The organism is Candidatus Thiodiazotropha sp. LNASS1 (assembly GCF_964212655.1).
Lineage (GTDB): Bacteria > Pseudomonadota > Gammaproteobacteria > Chromatiales > Chromatiaceae > Thiodiazotropha.
Genome location: NZ_OZ156465.1, coordinates 3,812,435 through 3,834,547, shown reverse-complemented (window position 1 = coordinate 3,834,547; position 22,113 = coordinate 3,812,435). Strand labels below are relative to the sequence as shown.

The following is a 22,113-nucleotide window of genomic DNA, read 5'->3' as shown; positions in this document are numbered from 1 at the left end:
CCATTCTAACTCCCTGAATCTTAAAACGGCTCTAATCTGAAGAAGATTTTACGGGCAATTGACCTGGGTCAAGTATTTACCTTGAAAACACAATATATAGTGTTTTACTTCATATACACCGCTACATATAGTGCTTTAAAAATAAATCACCTGGAGGGTCACCGATCATGCATGCCCACGCCTTGAAGAGAGAATCCTGGCTGCCCGCCAAGGTCACCAAGCGCGATGGCGCTGAGGTCGATTTCAATAGTGACAAGATACAAAACGCCATCCTCAAGGCGGGTGATGCCAGCGGCGAATTCAGTGGTGACGAGGCCGGTTTACTGACCGCCCATGTAATCAAGGTGTTGAGCCATACAGGCTACCGGAAAATGATCCCTAGCATCGAGCGTATCCAGGATATCGTCGAGCAGGTACTGATAAGCGCCAACCACCTGAAGACAGCCCGTGCCTATATCGTCTATCGCGAACAACACAAAAAGCTGAGGGAAGACCGCCGCACCCTGCTGGATGTCAGCGCCTCTGTCAGCGAATATCTGCAGCGCACCGACTGGCGGGTCTCCGCGAACGCGAACCAAGGCTACTCCCTGGGCGGATTAATCCTCAACGCCTCCGGCAAGATGATCGCCAACTACTGGCTCAATCATGTCTATCCCCCTGAGATCGGTGAAGCCCACCGCACGGCTGATATACATATCCACGACCTCGACATGCTTGCCGGCTATTGCGCAGGCTGGTCCCTGCGCACCCTGTTGCATGAAGGCTTGAACGGGGTGCCCGGCAAGGTGGAGTCCGCGCCTCCAAAGCACATGAGCAGCGCCGTCGGCCAGATCGTCAACTTTCTCGGTACCCTGCAGAATGAATGGGCCGGCGCACAGGCCTTCAGCTCATTCGACACCTACATGGCGCCCTTCGTGCGCAAAGACAACCTCAGCTATGAGCAGGTCCATCAGGCCATACAGGAGTTGATCTACAACCTCAATGTTCCCTCACGTTGGGGTACCCAGACCCCGTTCACCAATCTGACCTTCGACTGGGTCTGTCCCGAGGACCTGCGCCACCAGGTCCCCGTCATCGGCGGCCAGGAGATGCCCTTCTGTTACGGCGAGCTGCAGCATGAGATGGACCTGATCAACCGCGCCTATATCGAGGTAATGACTGCCGGGGATGCAAAAGGCCGGGTCTTCACCTTTCCCATACCCACCTACAACATCACTCCCGACTTTCCCTGGGAGAGTGAAAACGCAAAGCGGCTGTTCAGGATGACGGCAAAATATGGTCTGCCCTATTTCCAGAACTTCCTGAATTCCGAATTGAGTCCGAACATGGTGCGCTCCATGTGCTGTCGCCTGCAACTCGATTTGCGGGAATTGCTGAAGCGGGGCAACGGGCTCTTCGGCTCGGCGGAACAGACCGGTTCATTGGGTGTGGTAACCCTCAACTGCGCGCGCCTGGGGTATCTCTACGCCGGCGATGAGGCTGCCCTGATGGCAAGAGTGGATGAACTCCTGAGACTGGCCCGCAACAGTCTCGAGATCAAGCGCAAGGTGATACAGCGCCATATGGACGCCGGTCTCTTTCCCTATACAAAACGCTATCTGGGGACCTTGAGAAATCACTTCTCCACCCTCGGCGTCAACGGCATCAACGAGATGATCCGTAACTTCACGGACGACCGGGAGGACATAACCACAGCCGAAGGCGCTGATTTCGCGCATCGCTTCCTCGACCATATACGCCAGACCATGGTGGCGTTTCAGGAGGAGACGGGCAATCTCTACAACCTGGAGGCGACACCGGCAGAGGGAACCACCTACCGCTTCGCCAAGGAGGACAGAAAACGTTATCCGGACATTCTGCAGGCGGGGAGTGTAGAGAAACCCTACTACACCAACTCATCCCAGCTCCCGGTGGGCTTTACCGACGACCCCTTTGCTGCTCTGCAGCATCAAGAGCCGCTGCAGCAAAAATATACCGGCGGCACCGTGCTGCACCTCTATATGAATGAGCGGATCAGCAGCGACGAGGCGTGTGCAAAACTGGTCAGGCGCGCCCTGCAGAGTTTCCGCATACCTTACTTGACCATCACACCGACGTTCTCCATCTGCCCGCGGCACGGCTATCTGAACGGAGAGCACGAATTCTGTCCCAAATGCGATCACGAACTCATACTGCGCAAACAACAGGAGATCAACCATGCATCACACCACTGAACTGAAAGATGAGGAACGCACCCGTTGCGAGATCTGGACACGGGTGATGGGCTACCACCGCCCCATCTCCGCATTCAATCCCGGCAAACAGTCGGAGCAGGCGGAGCGCCGCTACTTCGTTCAGGCTCGGACCTCCGCCTCGCCCCATTTCTCCACGGATGAAGAAACGGTGGACATCGACAGCTGATCATGCCGGGCGAAGCGCTTCGGGTGGGGGGGTTGACCCCCATGACCACCATCGACTTCCCGGGTCATCTGGCGGCCGTGGTGTTCTGCCAGGGATGCCCTATGCGTTGCCACTACTGTCAAAACCCGGAGCTACTGCCGCGACGAAACGACAACCGGCCATCCTGGAAGGAGATTCTCGAATTTCTCTCAGTCCGTATCGGTTTACTGGATGGAGTCGTGTTCAGCGGCGGTGAACCGACACTCCAGCGATCAATCGCACAGGCCGTCAGAGATATTAAATCGATGGGTTTTCTGGTCGGCCTGCATACGGCGGGTATCTATCCAGAACGCTTCGAGCAACTGCTGCCGTTGATCGATTGGGTGGGGTTGGATATCAAGGCCCTGGTGGAAGATTATCCCGCACTGACCGGGGCGCGCCATTCCGGGGAGTCGGCCTGGCGCTCCGCCCGCCTGTTGGCCGCCAGCGGCGTAGCCCATGAAATACGCACCACGCTTTTTCCCGCCATAGACAATCCAGACTACCGAAACCGCCTCCTAGAGGAACTCAAGACCCTGGGTGAGATCAATCATAAGTGGCAGACTTATCGTCATTTGCCGCAAGAACGCCCGGTCCAACAGGTCAGTTAGAGCTAGATTAGTTCCTACTAATAATGTCACATGCAATTGTTTACAGAGTAATTTTTGCATTGACATTCGACTTGACGTAACATCCCCCAGTCAAGAAAAATAACCCGGTCTAACAGGAAGTAGACGGGATAGCTACAAACGACACAAGGAATACAGAACGTTTTCCTTGCAGAATTTCGAGGGTGGAGTATGTTCAGACAGCATGCTGGCTACAGGTCCGCGGGTAAAATTTCTATAATCCTAGCGGGCATAATTTTTATTGGTGGTATCATCTTTTCCGGTCTGTTCAGTATGGGCCTTGCATTCACCAATGAGATGGATTTCTGTACCTCCTGTCACTCCATGAAGGTCAACCTGGAAGAGTTCAAGGAGACAGCTCACTACAAGAATGCTTCAGGTGTGCAGGCCACCTGTGCGGACTGTCATGTACCCAAGCCTTTCATCCCCAAGATGATCGCAAAGGTGATGGCCGCAAAGGATGTCTATCACGAGATCATGGGCACCATCGACACCAAGGAAAAGTATGAGGCCCTCCGCTGGGATATGGCGACCAGGGTCTGGGAGAAGATGCGCGCTTCCGACTCCCGTGAGTGCCGCTCCTGCCATGAATTTGCCAATATGGACCTGAGTGAGCAGGATCGCAGTGCCCGCAAACGCCACCCGAAGGCAATGGATGAGGGCAAGGCCTGTATCGATTGTCATAAAGGCGTCGCGCACGAGGAGCCGGACGAACCGGAAGAGGACGATGAGTCCTAACCGCTCTTGAAGCGGGTTTGATATAATTCACTGGCTTTGCTCAATGAAATATGAAGTTAAGTCTCTTGACAGGAAAGCAATGAAATACACCAGACTGCTCCTTGCGACCATTGTGCTTCTTTTAATGTCGCCCCTGTATGCCGGTGACAAACAGGACGAGAAAGATCTGCGCTTGGCCGCCAGCATCGGTGATGTCGAAACCATAACCGCCCTGTTGGACAGAGGTATCCCGGTCGACACGGCAAACAAATTCGGTAAAACCGCGCTGATGATGGCTGTCGAGAACGACAATTTCGAAAGCGTGGTGGTACTGCTGAACCGGGGTGCGGATGTGAACGCGCGGACCGTAGCAGGCTGTTCGGCTTTGACATTCGCTGCCGAGAACGGCCATCCCGCCCTGACGGCCATGCTGCTGGAACGGGGCGCCAATCTGCATGATCGCACACGCGCCGGCTGGGATTCGCTGATGATCGCATCGCGCTACGGCATCACAGACATGGTTGAACAACTGCTGTTCAAGGGTGCCGATCCCAAGGCCTCGGACAAACATGGTCACAACGCATTGATGATGGCGGCAGAGAAAGGACATGCCGACACCGCTGCCATGCTCCTGAAGCATGGCGCAGAGATTGAAAGCCGGGATAAGAATGGCTCCACGGCATTGATACTTGCCGCCGACAGTGGCAATAACAGTGCGGTTACGGTGCTTATCGACCACTATGCCAATCTCGACGCCAAAGACAATGACGGCGCTACCGCCCTGATCTGGGCCGTGGGACAGGATAGGCTCGAGGCCACACGCTTGCTGCTCGTGGCCGGCGCCGATGTCAATCTGGCGGATACAGACGGCATCACACCGTTGATGGAAGCCGCCCGTAAAGGTTCACAGCCGATGGTTAAGCTGCTGCTTAAACACGGCGCAAATAAAATGAATAAAGACAATGAGGGCCACACTGCATTGGACATCGCTGAAAAGAAAAAGCATGTCGAGGTTGCGGGCCTTCTAAAATAAAAAGGGCATTGCCCAGGTGGGGGAAGTATTTCCCAATATTTGCCTCTCTCGAGGCGTGGAGGATACCCATCTGAGTCTACTGCAACAGGAACAGTTCCAATCGCTGCTCCGGTTCATACGACAGGGCGCACTTTGCACCCTGATCTAAAATAATGTAAGCCTGTTTTTAATACCAAAGGAGGTAACATGGCGTACACAAAACTAAAGAGAGCCCTGATCGGCGCACTGGCAATCAGTGCTTCATCTGCGGCCTTCGCTGCTGACAAGCCCAAGACGATGACGGGCGCCAGTGCCAACATGCTTGCCGTTACCTGTGCTGGTTGCCATGGAACCAACGGCGCAAGCGCGGGCCCGGCAACCCCGAGCATCGGCGGCATCTCTGCCATCTATTTCGAAGAGGTGATGCTGGGTTTCAAAGATGGTTCGGTTAAAAACACCATCATGGGACGGATCGCCAAGGGCTATTCCGATGATGAGATTAAGGCCATGGGCGAATTCTTCGCCAAACAGCCCTTTGTTCCTGCCAAGCAGGATTCTGATCCGAAGCTGGCCAAGAAAGGCGCCAAGCTACACGATAAATACTGCGAGAAATGCCATGCTGACGGCGGCACATCGGCAGAGGATGACTCCGGTATTCTGATGGGTCAGCTGATACCTTATCTTCACTACACAATGGCCGACTACAAAGCGGGCGATCGTGAGATGACGAAGAAGATGAAGAAAAAGGTCAATCAGATGATCAAGAAAGAGGGCGATGCCGGCTTCGAGGCGCTCTTCAACTACTACGCCCAGGGCAAGCAATAAGGGGGAATGAGAGATATGAAGATTACTCGAAGAGGATTTGTTAAAGGCGCGGGTGCGGCTACTGCCATCGGCATGATGGGTACCCCCTATATCGCCTTGGGCGCTTCCAAGAAAGTGGTTGTTGTCGGCGGCGGTACCGGTGGTGCCACTGCTGCCAAATATCTGCGCATGGCCGATCCAACCATCGAAGTCACCCTGATCGAAGCCAACAAAAACTACTACACCTGCTACTTGTCCAACGAGGTATTGGGCGGCGACCGTAGTATCGACTCCATCAAATTCGGCTATGCCGGACTCGGCAAACACGGCGTCAACGTTGTCCATGATGTGGTCACCGCCATCGATGCCAACGCCAAGACCGTCAAGACAGCCGGCGGCAAGAGCTTCCCTTACGATCGCTGTATCGTTGCTCCAGGTATCGACTTCAAGTGGGAAACCATCGATGGATACGACGCCAAGGTGGCTGAGGAGATTCCGCACGCCTGGAAAGCCGGTTCCCAGACCGTTACCCTGCGCAAGCAACTGGAAGCCATGAAGGATGGCGGCACTGTCGTTATCGCGCCTCCCGGCAACCCCTTCCGTTGTCCTCCTGGACCCTATGAGCGTGCTTCTCAGATAGCCCACTATCTGAAGCAGCATAAGCCGAAGTCGAAGATCATCATCCTCGATCCGAAGCCTAAGTTCTCCAAAATGGGGCTCTTCACCCAGGGCTGGAAGGCACTCTACGGCTATGAGACCGACAACTCCATGATCGAGTGGCGTGGCAGTGCTCAGGGCTCGAACGACAATGCCGTGATCAAGGTTGATGCCGGCTCGAAATCTGTCGTTACCGGTTTCGATGACACGATAAAAGCTGATGTTCTGAACGTCATCCCGAACCAGAAGGCGGGTAAGATCGCCTTTGCGGCCGGCCTGACCAACGACAGCGGCTGGTGCCCCATCAACCTGCATACCTTCGAATCCACCATTCACAAGAACATCCATGTGATCGGTGACGCCTCGATTGCCAAAGGTATGCCGAAATCCGGTTATGCCGCCAATTCCGAAGCGAAGGTCTGCGCCGCAAGCGTGGCAGCCCTGTTGAACGGTCAGGAGCCCGGCACACCGGCCTATGTCAACACCTGCTACTCCATTGTTGGCAAGGATTGGGGTATCTCCGTCGCGGCTGTCTATCAGCTGGCCGAGGACGGCTCCAAGATCACCAAGGTATCCGGTGGTCTGACGCCAACCGACGCAACACCGGAGATGCGTGCGCGCGAAGTCGCATACGCCCACAGCTGGTTTACCAATATCACCAATGATATCTTCATGTAAACCGACTGCATGCCAAGGACCGGCATAATAAAAAAGCGGGGTTAAACCCCGCTTTTTTTATGCCCTGCCGTGCTCCGTAACGGACCTATTCAGGCCGCATGGGCCTGCCCGGCCGTTTATCGATGGCGTAACCAGCGCCGGAGTGCAAGTGCGCCGGCCTGGCAAAGTTGGGAAAATCCGGATTTCGCCACCCCTCTTTTGCAATCTTCTCCTTTGGCGGTCTGATGCGCGAAACATAATCGAGAACGGCTCGAATATCGCGATGGCTGAAGTTGTGAATCTGCTTAACCATCTTTTTGTCGGCGTTACGACGGCGTTCAATCTTTATCCACTCGAACTGACGTAGCAAATAGCGGTAGTGCTGTCCGTATATGGCGGGGATGTGATCCTCCAGATCACCCTCACCCATCTCACCGTGACACTCGGTACAGTTGTCCTTATAGAGTTTTTCACCCCATACAAGGTCATTCCCGTGTCCCACACCATTGTACGGCGACATCGGCAATTGTGAGATATAGGCCGCCACATCCGCGATCTCCTGAGCCCCGCCAAGCAGGTTTGGGGAAGTGAACGGCAGCATGGTGGGATTGTCTCTGTTACGGGCACGAATATCGGCCAACTGCTTGATCAGTACTGTCGGCAACTGGCCGGCCACCTGAGGATAGGCGCCACTCTCGAGGCCCCATCCCTCCGGAGTGTGACAAACGGAGCAGATTCGATATACCTTTTTTCCGTTCTCCAGGTTCGGGGTCAATTCCATTGCCTGCTCATATTCACGCATAGCATCGTCGGTTGGTTGTGCGACCACCTGCCCCGTAGCCAATACGCACAATAAGGAAGTTACCCAAATAGACTTTCTCATTGAAACTCCATAATGTAATTTATCGTCATCGTACAGTGCGATCAGAAATAAATCACTCAATCGAGACTGCAAACCAAGCTATACCTGAATTAAGAAATGCAACAGGTCAGGTAGTTTTCACTGCTTCAGTATTTATTCTATGTAAGATGTAATATAGCCAGGGTATTGCCAGGACACAATAAATAAAGCACAGGTCAACCCAATTCCATTGATTATTTTAGGGTTGATAAAGAATAAGAATAATTGAAAGCGACAGGCAGTTTTGTGAGAATCAGAAACGATAAAAATGATCGTGTTAATCGATCACCGGCCCATACAAAACCGGAATAATAATCCTGAAAAAGATCTCCAGCTAGGGGTGCCAAAAGAGCAATGATTTATTCACTGCCTCAATCCATATCGGACTGAGGCACACGGCTTCTGCGGCTCGCGGTTGGGTTTATATACCAATACATACCTTGTTTTTTTAACGACCATCCTAATAAGAAGGAGCCGCTTAACTATGAACAGGCTACTGATAACCCTCCTGTTATCCATCCCCATGTTTGCGCATGCAGTCGATCTTGATAATGGCAGGAAACAGGCGCGCAGCTGCGCCCTGTGCCATGGTCATTACGGACAGGGAACGCCAGGGCCGGCCTCACCCAGACTTGCCGGCACGCCAGCCGGTTATATGATCAAACAGATCGAAGCCTACATCAAGGGAGACAGGATCAATCCCCGCATGGTAGTCACCTCGTCCCTGCATTCAATCAGCGAAGAGGATGTCGATGACATCGCTGCCTACTATGAAAGTATCAATCTTGAAAAGATCAATCCCATCTTAAACAACATCCCGCTCTGGCCCGGTAATGTGGCACGGGGTGAAGAGCTCTATAATGGCGACTGCAAAAGCTGCCACCGCAAGAACGGCATGGGAAAATCACGCAAGGGGATCCCGGCATTGGCGCTGCAATACCCACGTTACCTCTTTCGGCAGATGAAGATGTTCCAGTGGGACAAGCGGGTACATGACGACGATCCGGAAGATGAAACCTTTGACGAATTGTCGGACCAGGATATAGAGGCATTGCTTGCCTATATTTCATCGATGGCGCCCAACAATAAAAAGTAAACGGACAATTTCACAATAAATCAATAAACCGAAACATTCGGGAGAATGCTATGAAATCGATACAAGCACTGGGACTCGCTTTGCTGCTGAGCCTATTCTTGACTGCCTCTGCCCTGGCTGGTGATCAACCTGAAATCAATATCACCGACATCAAACAGACGGTGGTGCAGATGAGTGTCAAGGATGGGGTCACCAGAGATGATGCGGTACAGGCGCTGATGTCCCGCGCAGCGGAGATCAATCTGAAATATGTCGCCAGACAGCAGGTATCCAAAGAGCTGGAGGCACGCGGCCTTAAAACCCCCTATCTCGACATCTTCCAGTTCTGTAACCCGGAGGATGCGCGGAAGATGATCATTCACGATCCAATCTACGCCGCCTACATGCCCTGCCGTATCGCCATGGTGGAAGATAAGGACGGTCAGCTCTGGCTGATGATGTTGAATCTGGATATGCTGATCAACAGTGAATTGCTGCCGCCCGAGCTCACGGAGATCGCGATTCGCGTCAACCAGGCAATGCTCGATGTGATGGTTGCCGGCGCCACCGGCGAGTTCTGATTGGCCGCAAATGGTCGCTAATCACCGCAAATTTTCGCCGATGGTATTGTGAAACAGTTACGCTTCTGTTCTTGCGATAACATGCTTTGGCTTACAAACAATCCTTCTGCTTTATAAGGCCAATAGATTTGCGTTTATTCGCGGTGATTAGCATTCATTCGCGGCTGGCTTTCCTAACGGATCACAATGCCTGGTATCAACTGATACTCTCGGCCAGATTGGCCTGGAAGATCGCCTTGTGAATATCGCCCAGGCTGAGCATCCCCACCAACTGTCCGCCATCGGCAACCGGGATACGGCGGAACTTGTGGCGCGCCATGATCGTGGCGGCTCGCAGTATGTGCATATCCGGGCTGACCGTTATCACATTCGGCGTCATGAGATCGGACACCTGTAGATTCACCACATCCTTATATTGCAGCATCATGCTGTCGTAGTCAGGTGCCGACATTCCATCCATGACCTCCTCGAGGGTTGGGAACATGCGATGCAACACATCCTTTTCCGCTATGATGCCCAACAATTTACCCTCCTCTACCACTGGAAGGCCGCTGTAACGAAACAGGCACATCAGAGAGACCACCTCCAGAAGCTTGGTATCCGGAGTCACCGTTTTTGGTGTTCTTGTCATGATTTCGCTTACCAGCATTTATAAAACTCCTCGTCAGTTCGAATGTTTCAGGGCCCGTTCAGACAATCCAACGGCCTCTGGTCAAATACCGTTGTTTTACAGGCCGTTAACGATACGCATTCTGGATCTGGTTGCCAACCCTTTTCCTCCCCCAACCTGATCGGAATTATGGGCAAACCAATGCTTAATTCGGAAACATGATTACCCACGATACCCGGCCAACGATAAGGTGATCGTGCACTTTATAAGAAAACCGCGAATGCTCGCAAAATAGTTTTAAGTCCGCAAATGAACGCAAGCGTATTTATTAGTTCTTCAACAGGGTAGATTGGATGAACCCTATCCTGCAGCTTGTGCGACACGACGTTAGTGGGGGTGTCTCACCGATACTTATGGTATTAACCGCTAAAATAGCGTTTTTTCGCGTTCATTTGCGCACTATTCATATATGCGACTGTTTGCGACCTGTATTCACAGCGCCCTCAGTGACGATGAGGCAGGCTAGAGCACATCGCTGAGACTGATGGATAATCAGGTTCGGAAGTGAACAGGTCTGTCATATGGAGAACTAAATTCCCGATCCGCTTAAGTCCATTTCCACCCAGAAATAATTTTTTCGCCTCTCTCCGCCTGACAGGCCTTCGAGGTCAATCACCACCCTGTACTGTAAACCGATGATTTCTTGAGAAAAGGTCATAATAATCCATAACTTATCCACAATTCACGCACAGAGAGAGCACCCTTTTCCACAGCTTCATACACAATATGTTGTGGTTGACATCAGCCAAATAGGATATATATTGTGTTTACTGTATTAATAATCTGGCTTTTGATACCACATCAACGACCAGAGGATAAGGCCGGAAAAATAATCGGCCATAGAGAGAAAAACCGGCCTCGGGGTTAGACGCCCCCCACGGCAAGAGGCCTGACGCAGACAGGGCATGCAACGACCCGCGCAAACCGGCCACCCTGTCCGCATGACAAAGACAATAGTTTAACCACCTATAGACAATCGACAGCCAGGGCAGTCAGATCCGTAGACCCGGCGCAGTAATGGCTACGATGCGAACACATTCAGGAGAAGAGATGGCCACACAAGCAGCCAATAGCGACGCTTCCGTTTCAGTTACCCAGCCGACCATGATGCAGGAGCCTCAAACACACGCGCGCGCCAGCACCACCAGCGGCATCCAGGTGATCCGCCGGAACGGCAAGGTTACTCACTTCGACCCCAGCAAGATCAGCGTTGCCATGACCAAGGCCTTCCTCGCCGTCGAGGGCGGGAGTGCGGCCGCCTCCAGCCGTGTTCACGATACCGTCCAGGCCCTCACCGACCAGGTGGTCGGCGCACTGACCCGCCGTCTGCCCGACAACGCCACCGTGCACATCGAGGATATCCAGGATCAGGTGGAGCTGTCGCTGATGCGCTCCGGTGAACACAAGGCCGCCCGCTCCTATGTCCTCTATCGCGAGCGCCAGTCACAGAAGCGCCTGGAAGAGGAGGCCAAGCGCGCCGAGGTCGAAGGCATTCCTCAAGAGCATATCGTCAATGTCACCCTGGCCGACGGCTCCAGCCGCCCCCTCGACATCGAACGGATGCAGGCCCTGGTCAACGAGGCCTGCATCGGTCTGGACGAGGTGGATGCCGGCCGCATCCTGCAGGAGGCCTGCCGCAACCTGTTCGACGGAGTGAAAGAGAGCGACGTCTCCCAGACCCTGGTGATGAGCGCCCGCACCCTGATCGATCAGGAGCCCAACTACTCCCAGGTCGCCGCCCGCCTGCTGCTCGACATCCTGCGCCGGGAGGCCCTCGGCTTCCTCGGTCTCGACACCCCGGTCAACACCCAGGCGGAGATGGCCGACAGCTACTGCAGCTATTTCAAACGCTATATCCAGCAGGCCCAGGAGCTGGAACTGCTCGACGGCCGTCTCGGCCAGTACGACCTGGACCGGCTGATCGCCGCCATCAAGCCCGAACGGGACCTGCAGTTCACCTACCTGGGGCTGCAGACCCTCTACGACCGCTACTTTATCCACAGCGAGGACGGCATTCGCTTCGAGCTGCCCCAGGCCTTTTTCATGCGCGTCGCCATGGGCCTGGCGATCAATGAGATCGACCGCGAGACACGGGCCATCGAGTTCTACGACCTGCTCTCCTCCTTCGACTTCATGAGCTCCACGCCGACCCTGTTCAACTCCGGCACCCTGCGCCCGCAGCTCTCCAGCTGCTATCTGACCACCGTGCCCGACGACCTGGACGGCATCTACAGCAGCATCAAGGACAACGCCCTGCTCTCCAAGTTCGCCGGCGGCCTGGGCAACGACTGGACCCGGGTGCGCGGCCTCGGCGCCCACATCAAGGGCACCAACGGCAAGTCCCAGGGCGTGGTGCCTTTCCTCAAGGTGGCCAACGACACCGCGGTGGCGGTCAACCAGGGCGGTAAGCGCAAAGGGGCTGTCTGCGCCTACCTGGAGACCTGGCACATCGATATCGAGGAGTTCCTGGAGCTGCGCAAGAACACCGGTGACGAACGCCGCCGCACCCACGACATGAACACCGCCAACTGGATCCCCGATCTCTTCATGCAGCGGGTCGCCGAAGAGGCCGACTGGACCCTCTTCTCGCCCAACGACACCCCGGATCTGCACGAGCTCACCGGCAAGGCCTTCGAAAAGGCCTATCTCGCCTATGAGGAGAAGGCGGCCAAGGGACTGCTGGACGTGAGTAAAACCGTCAAGGCGATGGACCTGTGGCGCAAGATGCTCGGCCTGCTGTTCGAGACCGGCCATCCCTGGATCACCTTCAAGGATCCCTGCAACATGCGTTACAGCAACCAGCACATGGGCATGGTGCACAGCTCCAATCTCTGCACCGAGATCACCCTGCACACCAACGACCAGGAGATCGCGGTCTGCAACCTGGGCTCGGTCAATCTCACCGCCCATGTGGATGAAAACGGTCTCGATCTGAAGAAACTGGAGAAGACGGTGACCACCGCGATGCGCATGCTCGACAACGTCATCGACTACAACTACTACAGCGTGCCCCAGGCGCGCAACTCCAACCTGCGCCACCGCCCGGTCGGCCTCGGTATCATGGGTTTCCAGGATGCCCTCTACAAACAGCGCCTCGCCTACACCTCGGAAGAGGCCCTGGCGTTCGCCGACCGCTCCATGGAGGCGGTGAGCTACTACGCCATCCAGGCATCCTCAGACATGGCTGCCGAGCGTGGCCGCTACTCCACCTACGAGGGCTCGTTGTGGAGCCAGGGCGTCCTGCCCATCGACTCCCTCAAGCTGCTGAAGGCGGAACGGGGCGACTACCTGCAGGTGGACGAGAGCCAGACCCTCGACTGGGACGCTCTGCGGGAGAAGATCCGGATCCAGGGGATGCGCAACTCCAACACCATGGCGATCGCCCCCACCGCGACCATCTCCAACATCTGCGGTGTCAGCCAGTCGATCGAGCCGACCTACCAGAACCTGTTCGTCAAATCGAACCTCTCCGGCGAGTTCACCGTGGTCAATCCCTACATGGTGCACGATCTGAAGAAGCTGGGACTGTGGGACGAGGTGATGATCAACGACCTGAAATACTACGACGGCTCCCTGCAGCCCATCGACCGTATTCCAGCGGAGCTCAAGGCGGTCTACGCCACCGCCTTCGAGATAGACGCCCGCTGGCTGGTGGAGGCCGGTTCCCGGCGCCAGAAATGGATCGACCAGGGGCAATCACTCAACCTCTACATGGCCGAGCCTTCCGGCAAGAAACTGGACAACCTCTACAAGCTGGCCTGGGTACGCGGCCTCAAGACCACCTACTATCTGCGCTCCATGGGGGCCACCGGCGCCGAGAAGACCTCGATCAAGCAGGAGGACAGCGGTAGTGGTGTCGACTTGATCGGCGCCGGCGGCGAAGCGCCCCAGGCCTGCTCCATCCTCGATCCGGACTGCGAGGCCTGCCAGTAGGCGATTCAATGAAAAGCCACCACTCAAGCGATAAAAGAATAGAGAGGAACACAAGATGCTGAACTGGGACGATCCACTCGCGAAGCCGGCGCCCATCGAATCGACGCCGGCCCCTGCGAACACCGAGACCCAACCGGCCCATCCCCATGTGGTGGAAGAGGCGGCCCGCGCCATACAGGCTGAAGAGCAGGCCGAGGCCATGACCTCCATGGAACCGGTCAACCCGGACGACAAGCGGGTCATCAACGGCATGACCGACATCAACCAGCTGGCGCCCTTCAAGTATCCCTGGGCCTGGGAGTACTTTCTCAACGCCAACAAGAATCACTGGACCCCGCTGGACATCAACATGGCCCAGGATGTCCACGACTACCAGCACAAGTTGACCCTGGAGGAGCGCCACGTCTACGAGAACGTGCTCTCCTACCTCACCACCTCCGACATCCTGGCGATGCGCAACATCGGCCTGGCGGTGATGGAGAAGATGTCGGCACCCGAACTGCAGATCTACCAGGCGCGCCAGGTCTACGAGGAGTCGCTGCATACCTGGACCTACCAGCACTGCATCGAAACCATCGGCCTCGACCAGGGCGAGATCTACAACCGCTACCGGGTGGTGCCGGAGATCAACAAGAAGATCCAGATCACCAACCGCCGCCTCGCCTCCATCCTGCGCGCCGACATCGACCTGCGCGACCCGGATGAGCTGCAGAACTTCGTCATGGCCTACATCTTCTTCGCCGCCATCTTCGAAGGCTGCTGGTTCTACAACGGCTTCAGCCCCATCTTCGCCCTGCAGCGCCGCGGCCTGATGAAAGGCACCGCCGAGCAACTGCAATACATCATGCGCGACGAAGTGCTGCACGCCTCCTTCGGCATCCGGGTGGTCAAACAGATCATCCAGGAAGAGAACATCACCCTCGACAAACAGGTGCTGCGCGAGATGTGGGACGAATCGGAAGCCGCCGAGATCGGTTATGCGAGTTACATCCTGCGCGATCCTATTCTCGGTTACTCCCAGGAGGACCATGTGGGGCAGTTCCGGTTTATCGCCAATCGGCGTGCCAGGCAGCTTGGGATTGATGAGCCTTTTCCCGGGGCTGAGGCCACCCTACCCTGGTTGGATGAGCAGGCGCATTTGCGGAAGGAGAAGAACTTTTTTGAGACACGGGTTACGGAGTATCAGACGGGTGGGGCCTTGAAGTGGGACTGAACTGAAAAGTTGTAAAGCAGGGATTCACCATAAATTGGATGTTTACAGGTTAAAACTAGACTCATAATGACCATTCTTAGATTTGTTCGATAATCTTATAGATATTTTTGGATTTGCCATGGAAGGCATAACTCACTGCATTCAGTTATTTTTTGATCAGCCGGTTTAATTCCCTATTCTCGGATCGTATAAATCACGTATATATTGCACCGCATACTGCGTGCAAACTTGCTAACTGAATGGAAATAACTACTGCTTTGCAACCCAAGTGAATGTTAAGGACTGAATTGGCCAAACTTCTGGTACCGACCCAAAGCGGACATTTGCTAAAGTCGTTTACCTCTAATTCCGAATTTACATGCCTTGATGATTGATTTGGAAATGATAGGCCAATTGAATTGTACTTATTGGTAAAAAGGATTGGCGATTAACTGAATATATTTTCTGTTTTCAAGCCTAGTATATGTTACGAAGGTGGAGCGAGTTTTAAGATGAAATCGGTAGAATTCCGAGAACCCGAAAAAATAGCTTCTTTTTAAATAAAAATTATAAGTTTCACTATGGGAAATCAGGATAAAGTAAAGCCAGGACTTAACTCAGAAGCGCCCCCTGAGTTGTGGAGGTTAAATGACGATGTATTTGAGGAATTAACATGCAGCGTTATTGATAGTTTACCCGATATAAAAAAGGCTGACCGATACGGCGTTCGTGGCGAGACAGACTATGGCATGGATATTAAGGCAGACAGAAAAGACGGCGCGATTGAGGTAGGGCAAAGCAAATGTTACCAGAGTTTCGGTCCTCAAAAAATAACTGATGCTGTGGATGAGTTTCTGTCTCACTGGGATACGCATTGGGCAGAAATAAATGTTAAAACATTTCACTTGTTAGTGGCATGTAGCTTATCTCAGATAAAGCGACAAGATGCTATTGAGGCTTGTAGAAAAAAGCTTGCCAAAAAAGGCGTTGAGTTTGAACCTTGGTCGGATCGGAATATTACCCAGTATTTGAAAGGTCAGCCAGAAATAGTTTCTCGGTTTTTTGAACCTCCAGAGCATTTTTTGAAAAAGATTTGTGGAGCTGAACTTAAAGGGTTTCAACCAGACAGCATTTCAAGGGATATTTACATAGATACGGTTAACAAATACGCTTCTAAAGATTTTGATGCTGTTGTGAAGTTGTTCAGAGAGGGTAAGTTTAGAACCTCATTATCTGAAATCAATAGTATAAAGTCTGATACTGTTAGATGGGAGGTAATGGAACGGGAAACTAGAGCTAAAATTCTTAGAATTGAAGCAAACATAAAGCTCCTACAATATCAAGATACAGAGCAAGCCGAAGTACTCGCATCACAAGCTGACGAGCTATTTATTCCAGAAGGAGTATCTCAACTAAGAACCTTAATAAAATGGACTAAAGAGGGTGCTGAAGAAGCATACAACTCAATTAAAGAAAGTTCAGACGAAAATATCACAACGTTGAAAGCAACGTTACTTTCCGCATTAGATAAGCACGAAGAAGCTAGAAAAGTCCTCTCAAATTACGATTGTGACGGAGAGAAAAGAGCCGAAAAGCATAGAATACTTGCTGGGTGCTATTTATATGAGAAGAATTTAAAAGATGCGATAACCGAGATAAATGAAGCCGAAAAAATATTTTTGAATGATAAGGTGATTTTACAAACCAAAGGAGCGCTACTTTACTACAAGGCGCTTTCTCCTTCGGGGGTGCCTAAACATATATTGTCGTGGCCTGAGCCTGTAGATTGGTCTCTTATCAAAAAAAATAAATCGAGTATAGATGCTTTAAGAGAAGCTCACGACATTTTCGAACGTTTGATAGCTCAGTGTGAATTGGGTGAAGAAGATGCTGGCGCGTTCGAAACTTGGAAATTGGCATGTCTTTGTAATGACATGGAGAAACGGAAAGAGGCCGAGACCTATTGTATAGAGCTATTAACATCAAACCCTTGTCATTCGACTGCTCTGGCGTGGGGTGTATCAAGAAATCTTTTAGATAAAAAATTATGCCAAAAGAGCAAGAGATCGCTTAATAACCTGATTAAGGAAGGTAAAGCCAATGTTACTAGTGTATTGGGCTTGTGTTCAATATTAATCAGGCTAGAAGAGGTTGATCAGGCTGCTAATGTATTAAAATCAAGCAAAGCTATTTTTGTATCTGAAGGCCAGAAAGATTTATGGAAATACTGGATTGTTCAGACAAGTGATGAAGGTGTTTCCGACGAAGAAATTGAGAGCGCAGATCCAATTTATAAGGATAGGATTTACTTTAACAAGGCAGTTAGGCGTGGGATATCATCTAAAGACTTTACAGATCTTGAACGTTTTGCATCAGAGATTCTTAATGGGAGCAAACCTAAGGATTTATTAAGTGATGCTGTTCAGCAGCTCTTTTACGGTAAGCAATTAGATTTTATCTCTAACAATGCCAATGAGATAGTCAGCGAAGTAGGAACGGAGTTTATAACGGAGCTAGTCTTACAAGCATTATATGAAAAAATTCAATACTCATCGATATTTGGAATCTTAGAGACCTATAAGGGTGTTTTTGGTGAAGGAGAGATGCCACTAAATGTGAGGAGGATAAAGCTTGCTGCCCAACAGTCACTAGGACATTTGCCACAAGCGATTAAAGATGCAAGAGATTTAGCTGAAGAAACAGAAGATACCAACGATGTTATTGGCCTTGCAGAAATATATGTTACTCAAGGCAATATTCCGAAATTTATTTCTACTCTCAAAAAATTAAGGCCATTTACTAATTTAAATGCTGGCCAGCTACTTAGGTACTCTTTCTTATTGTCAAATGAAGATAGAGACTTTTCGATCGAATTATTGAAAGCTGCCGACGAAAAAGGAATTGAACGTGAAAGGGTGGCTGCGGCTCATCATTTATGTTTAACCTTGGGCATAGTATCAGAAATGAGCGACCTTTCGAGAAGGTTCTATACAGATGCTGAAAAAGGTCTACTTCCCGGTGTAGAGCTAAAGAGCTTTGATGAAATCATTGAGATGGTTCAATCAGCTCCTGCGCGCCAACAAAAAAAAGTAGATTTTTATAATCTATGCCAGGCGCCAATACATTTAGTATCAGAACTGGAGAATATCTCACTTGCCGTTTTGTATCATTCTAGCTTGAATGTCGCTGAGGAAATAGGAAATCCAGCCACTACAAAGCCTCTGTTTATAAGACATGGGGGAAGGCAGGTTTTCGAGAAATATCCAGCAAGCCCGACGGAATGGAACATATGTATGGATATTACATCTCTTTTGCTGTGCCAGCATCTGGGAATCCTTGATCACATAGAAGCTACGTTTTCCCCGATATCAATACCATTTGAAACCTCTCAGTTTCTTCATCATATGAAGAATGATATTAGTCAGGGACAGCCAGACCGAATAGAGGCAGTTACTGAGATCATCAAGGAAATAGATAAAGGAACGTTTACTGTCATAGATGAAAAAGAGTTCGCTGATAAAATATCGAAAATTGATAAACTTGGAGCAAGATATTTAACATGGTCAAATATCTCAAATGACGATAACAAAGTTTCTCTGGAATGTAGAATTAACTGTAGCTTTGTAGCTCGCGATTTGGAGCAGAAGGGGAGAATAAGTCAAGCTACATTAAATGACGCTATTAACAGGCTGGGTGGGGAAGGCGTATTTGATACAGGTAAAGACAATTTGCATGCTGGAGAGAATATATATTGTGATGATGGTCTGTTAGTAGAGATAGCTATATCCGGTTTACTTTCTTCTTTTGTAGATACGTACAATATCATTGTTACTAATTTCTTTATTGAAGATTGTAAGCAGACTTTGTTGGGACACAAAAATAGACAGGAGTTATCTAGTTGGATTGGCGAGTTAAGGTCAAACATAAGTGAGAAAATAGAGAATGGGATTTACTCAGTATTGCCTGCAAATAACTCTACAGAAGATCAAGAGCTTATAGCCACAGGAAGCTTTCAAACAGTTATATTGCATTCACTTCTAAAAATCCCAAATGAAAAAAGATATATGATTTGGTCTGACGATAGGATGATTAACGGATACAATAATGCTGGTACAAATCCGACAATATGCGTGCTCGATGTCCTAGATGCGTTAGTAGAGTACGGAAAAATAAACAAAAATAGGAAGCGAGACTTAGTGTCTCAGCTTAGAAAAGCTAACGCTCGTTTTATACCATTGTCGTCAAGTGGCCTACAAATCTATCTCACGGATGCTAGATCTAATAACGGGGCGATTGTGGAAACTCCGGAATTAGCACTTCTGAGAAGGTACTACTCTGGGTGTTTTCAAGATAATTCGGGTCTTTTAAGCCCAACACAGAAAGAACGAGTTCCTAATCAGAATGGGGATGTACAGTTCCTTCTTCAATATCACCAAACGATTAACCGAGCTATTCTTTCAATATGGGATGACACACATAAAGACCTTGATAGAAAAAAAGCTGAATGTGACTGGATAATAGATAATCTATATATAGAAAATTTTCCGATATCTCCACAATGGATTAAGTCTAAAGATGACAAAGATAAATACTGGCTTGTTAGGCATGTTAACTATTTCACCAACGCAATGGCATTTAATTCGCCTAAGAAGGTTAGCGAAGATAGGACTTTACAAGAAGAATATTTAGACTGGTGTTACAAAGCCATAATCTCCAAAAGGTTACAAAATAATGCAGGGCTTTTTAAGAAATTCATATCTACATTATCAGAATACCTAACGATGGAGTCTTTGGGGAATATCAAAGAGGAGGCTAAAGAAGAACTAGATGAAGAGCTAGATGAGGAAGTGGCAACTGAATTATATAAGAAAATGATGATGGGGCTTATTAGGGCATGTCCAGCAGACATTAGAGATGAATTAGTTTCGGATAAAGAAGTGCGCAGGAAATTTGGGTTTGGAGAAGAGGTCACGCTTCTTCCTGTTTATAATTATTATTTTGAAACTGTTCTGCTGGCACATAACTTGATTGAAGCTGCTAAAGGAAGTCCTAGGGAAGTTAGTACATATGACGATAAGGAGAAATTCTTAGTCAAATTTTTAGAAGAAGAGAACAGCCGCTACCCAGTATTTATTTTTGAAAACGTTGATGACAGTAAAACCTTTAGACTTGCAAGCATTGAGAACTTATTGTTCCTGGAACAAGAAAAGGAAAGGATCGAAAGGCTGGTAAAGGATAAGCTAATATTAGACATCTCTGAGCGTGAATTAAGGGTTAAGTTGCAATCTATAACAACATGCGAAGAACCTTCTGAAAGAATTGAGTCCCTGCATGACTTATTAAGAAATAGCGCTGTTAAATTTTATGAAAACCTCAGTAGTGAAATTCGTAAAACAGGAAAAATATCGTCAGTTGAAATAAGCTCTGGCATTAAAATGTTGCCACAGTACTTACGAATTGACCCTATCAAAGAAGATCAAAACGATTTAAATCTATCATTAGAAGAACTAATTGCGGAATATGGCTTGTTGGAGGCCATTAAGCGACATGTTAATTTACCTTGTTACCTGCCAGACCCGATTTTATCAAAGCTTGGTAAGCTTAGTAAAAAAGATAGAAATCAAGTGATAAATGATATCGGTAATTCAACACTATCATTTACGGCTCTTATGCATTATGTACATCTTGCTATTGAATTTGGATACAAGAAGACTGCTAAAAAAGCTTTGTTGCGCCTCGAAGCATATTTGACAAGTAAGAATATTGGACAACTCAACGCTACATTTTTTGCGATTCTAAGATGGATGTCGCACGATATAGAAAAATCAGTTCATACTCATCAGTGGTCAAAACTTACGAAACAAAAGATATCGTGGTTACATGCAAATAAAGTTATTTCCATTCTGATGGAAATTGGCGATCCGGGAAATGATATTGAAGAGTTTTTTAGGTCAAAAGAACGTGAATTAGGACTTTCCGAAAACCTTGTTGGAAAACGAACCTTTACCGATATTTCAGATGCAAAACATATTCATGAGATGAACTATGTTTTTCAGTCGATTGGCTATGCCCTAAATAATATAGACCCTAAAGACCTTACAAAAAAAATTGAGGTCTGTTATTCGTGAACATGTAACTATCGAACACGATGGAGCTCAGATAATTCATTTCTATATTTACGCAGACCAAGAAATCGCACCAAATATCATAAACACTTACTTCGATCAAAATGCTTGTGAGGTGCTTGGCCGGTTTGGTAATACTGACGAACTCAATGCGGAACAAATTAAGGATGTGCGTGCAAGAACCCACAAGGATCTTATAGATGGTTCTTATCAAGACAATTTAGTTAATATTTGGATGAATTTGTTTTGCCTATATCCGCATCATAAGTTACCCGAAAATATGCATGTTGCTTTTGAAAACCTCGTTAAAAATACCGACTTCTACGAACTCCTAAAACTAGAGTATGCCTCTTTCTGCGTTTCTATTTCGTACGCTACAAAGGTATGTATACTTTACGGGTTTGAAGATGGGTTATCCCATATAAAAGAGCAAATACAGAATATTGTCCAAGCATTTACAGATGATGGTGGTGAATTAGTTCGTGATGCGGTGCCTCATTTAGTCAATGCTATATATGAGATCACTTTTAGTCGTAATGAATATAATCTGCTCGATACTGAAAAGGGGTCGCTTTTGTCAGGGATATGGTCTTTGGCACCTGAGATTAAGGGGGCTACGGTATCTTCGATGAAATCAGTTTGCGATGAATTACCGTTTGAAATAGCGGAGAAGGTATGGCCGTATTTGGTTGAGGCGCGTACTTACTAATATGTTAATCTCCCAATTTTTATTAAGGAATAC

General features: G+C 49.7%; 15 protein-coding genes. 13 read left to right on the top strand and 2 right to left on the bottom strand.

The genetic code is table 11. From position 1 onward, the window contains the following. The first annotated feature begins 167 nt into the window (after positions 1 to 167). The 7 genes from AB8516_RS17055 to AB8516_RS17025 all read left to right on the top strand — a co-directional run bounded on the left by AB8516_RS17055 (position 168) and on the right by AB8516_RS17025 (position 6,915). The gene (locus AB8516_RS17055) at positions 168 to 2,213 is read left to right on the top strand and encodes a ribonucleoside triphosphate reductase (RefSeq protein WP_369162434.1); all 2,046 of its coding nucleotides are present in this window, start codon (positions 168 to 170) and stop codon (positions 2,211 to 2,213) included. Continuing rightward, a complete protein-coding gene (gene nrdD / locus AB8516_RS17050; RefSeq protein ID WP_369162433.1) occupies positions 2,197 to 2,400 on the top strand; it encodes an anaerobic ribonucleoside-triphosphate reductase in 204 nt (67 codons plus the stop codon). Before AB8516_RS17055 ends, nrdD begins: the two co-directional genes overlap by 17 nt. 2 nt (positions 2,401 to 2,402) lie before the next feature. Continuing rightward, positions 2,403 to 3,029, top strand: a complete 627-nt coding sequence (locus tag AB8516_RS17045; protein ID WP_369162432.1) for an anaerobic ribonucleoside-triphosphate reductase activating protein — start codon at positions 2,403 to 2,405, stop codon at positions 3,027 to 3,029. Positions 3,030 to 3,218: 189 nt separating this feature from the next. Beyond that, positions 3,219 to 3,785: a NapC/NirT family cytochrome c gene (locus AB8516_RS17040; RefSeq protein ID WP_369162431.1), complete on the top strand. Its 567-nt coding sequence runs from the start codon at positions 3,219 to 3,221 to the stop codon at positions 3,783 to 3,785. Between the two features lie 79 nt (positions 3,786 to 3,864). Beyond that, positions 3,865 to 4,797, top strand: a complete 933-nt coding sequence (locus tag AB8516_RS17035; RefSeq protein ID WP_369162430.1) for an ankyrin repeat domain-containing protein — start codon at positions 3,865 to 3,867, stop codon at positions 4,795 to 4,797. 186 nt (positions 4,798 to 4,983) lie between these two features. Continuing rightward, the gene (locus tag AB8516_RS17030) at positions 4,984 to 5,601 is read left to right on the top strand and encodes a c-type cytochrome (protein ID WP_108294248.1); all 618 of its coding nucleotides are present in this window, start codon (positions 4,984 to 4,986) and stop codon (positions 5,599 to 5,601) included. Between the two features lie 15 nt (positions 5,602 to 5,616). Further along, positions 5,617 to 6,915, top strand: coding sequence for an NAD(P)/FAD-dependent oxidoreductase (locus AB8516_RS17025; protein WP_108294246.1), 1,299 nt, complete (start codon positions 5,617 to 5,619; stop codon positions 6,913 to 6,915). Positions 6,916 to 7,000: 85 nt separating this feature from the next. On the opposite strand, the gene AB8516_RS17020 is transcribed toward AB8516_RS17025, so the two are convergent. Further along, the gene (locus AB8516_RS17020) at positions 7,001 to 7,777 is read right to left on the bottom strand and encodes a cytochrome c (RefSeq protein ID WP_369162429.1); all 777 of its coding nucleotides are present in this window, start codon (positions 7,775 to 7,777) and stop codon (positions 7,001 to 7,003) included. A 502-nt stretch (positions 7,778 to 8,279) separates the two neighbouring features. Between AB8516_RS17020 and AB8516_RS17015 the strand changes: the two genes are divergently transcribed. After that, the gene (locus AB8516_RS17015; protein WP_369162428.1) at positions 8,280 to 8,891 is read left to right on the top strand and encodes a cytochrome c; all 612 of its coding nucleotides are present in this window, start codon (positions 8,280 to 8,282) and stop codon (positions 8,889 to 8,891) included. 50 nt (positions 8,892 to 8,941) lie between these two features. After that, the gene (locus AB8516_RS17010) at positions 8,942 to 9,451 is read left to right on the top strand and encodes a DUF302 domain-containing protein (protein WP_369162427.1); all 510 of its coding nucleotides are present in this window, start codon (positions 8,942 to 8,944) and stop codon (positions 9,449 to 9,451) included. A 196-nt stretch (positions 9,452 to 9,647) separates the two neighbouring features. Here the strand turns inward: AB8516_RS17010 and AB8516_RS17005 are convergent, their stop codons facing one another. Further along, positions 9,648 to 10,100 (bottom strand): CBS domain-containing protein, encoded by a 453-nt coding sequence (locus AB8516_RS17005; RefSeq protein ID WP_108294238.1) that lies wholly within the window; start codon positions 10,098 to 10,100, stop codon positions 9,648 to 9,650. A 1,071-nt stretch (positions 10,101 to 11,171) separates the two neighbouring features. Between AB8516_RS17005 and AB8516_RS17000 the strand changes: the two genes are divergently transcribed. From AB8516_RS17000 to AB8516_RS16985, 4 genes are all read left to right on the top strand, one after another. Further along, a complete protein-coding gene (locus AB8516_RS17000) occupies positions 11,172 to 14,054 on the top strand; it encodes a ribonucleoside-diphosphate reductase subunit alpha (RefSeq protein ID WP_369162426.1) in 2,883 nt (960 codons plus the stop codon). Between the two features lie 55 nt (positions 14,055 to 14,109). Continuing rightward, positions 14,110 to 15,267: a ribonucleotide-diphosphate reductase subunit beta gene (locus tag AB8516_RS16995; protein ID WP_108294234.1), complete on the top strand. Its 1,158-nt coding sequence runs from the start codon at positions 14,110 to 14,112 to the stop codon at positions 15,265 to 15,267. Positions 15,268 to 15,827: 560 nt separating this feature from the next. Further along, positions 15,828 to 21,374 carry a hypothetical protein gene (locus AB8516_RS16990; RefSeq protein ID WP_369162425.1) on the top strand — a complete coding sequence of 1,849 codons (5,547 nt, stop codon included), beginning with the start codon at positions 15,828 to 15,830 and terminating at the stop codon, positions 21,372 to 21,374. Next, entirely contained in the window at positions 21,355 to 22,080 is a 726-nt protein-coding gene (locus tag AB8516_RS16985; protein WP_369162424.1) for a hypothetical protein, read from the top strand. The genes AB8516_RS16990 and AB8516_RS16985 overlap by 20 nt, the downstream gene beginning before the upstream one ends. Positions 22,081 to 22,113: the final 33 nt, after the last annotated feature.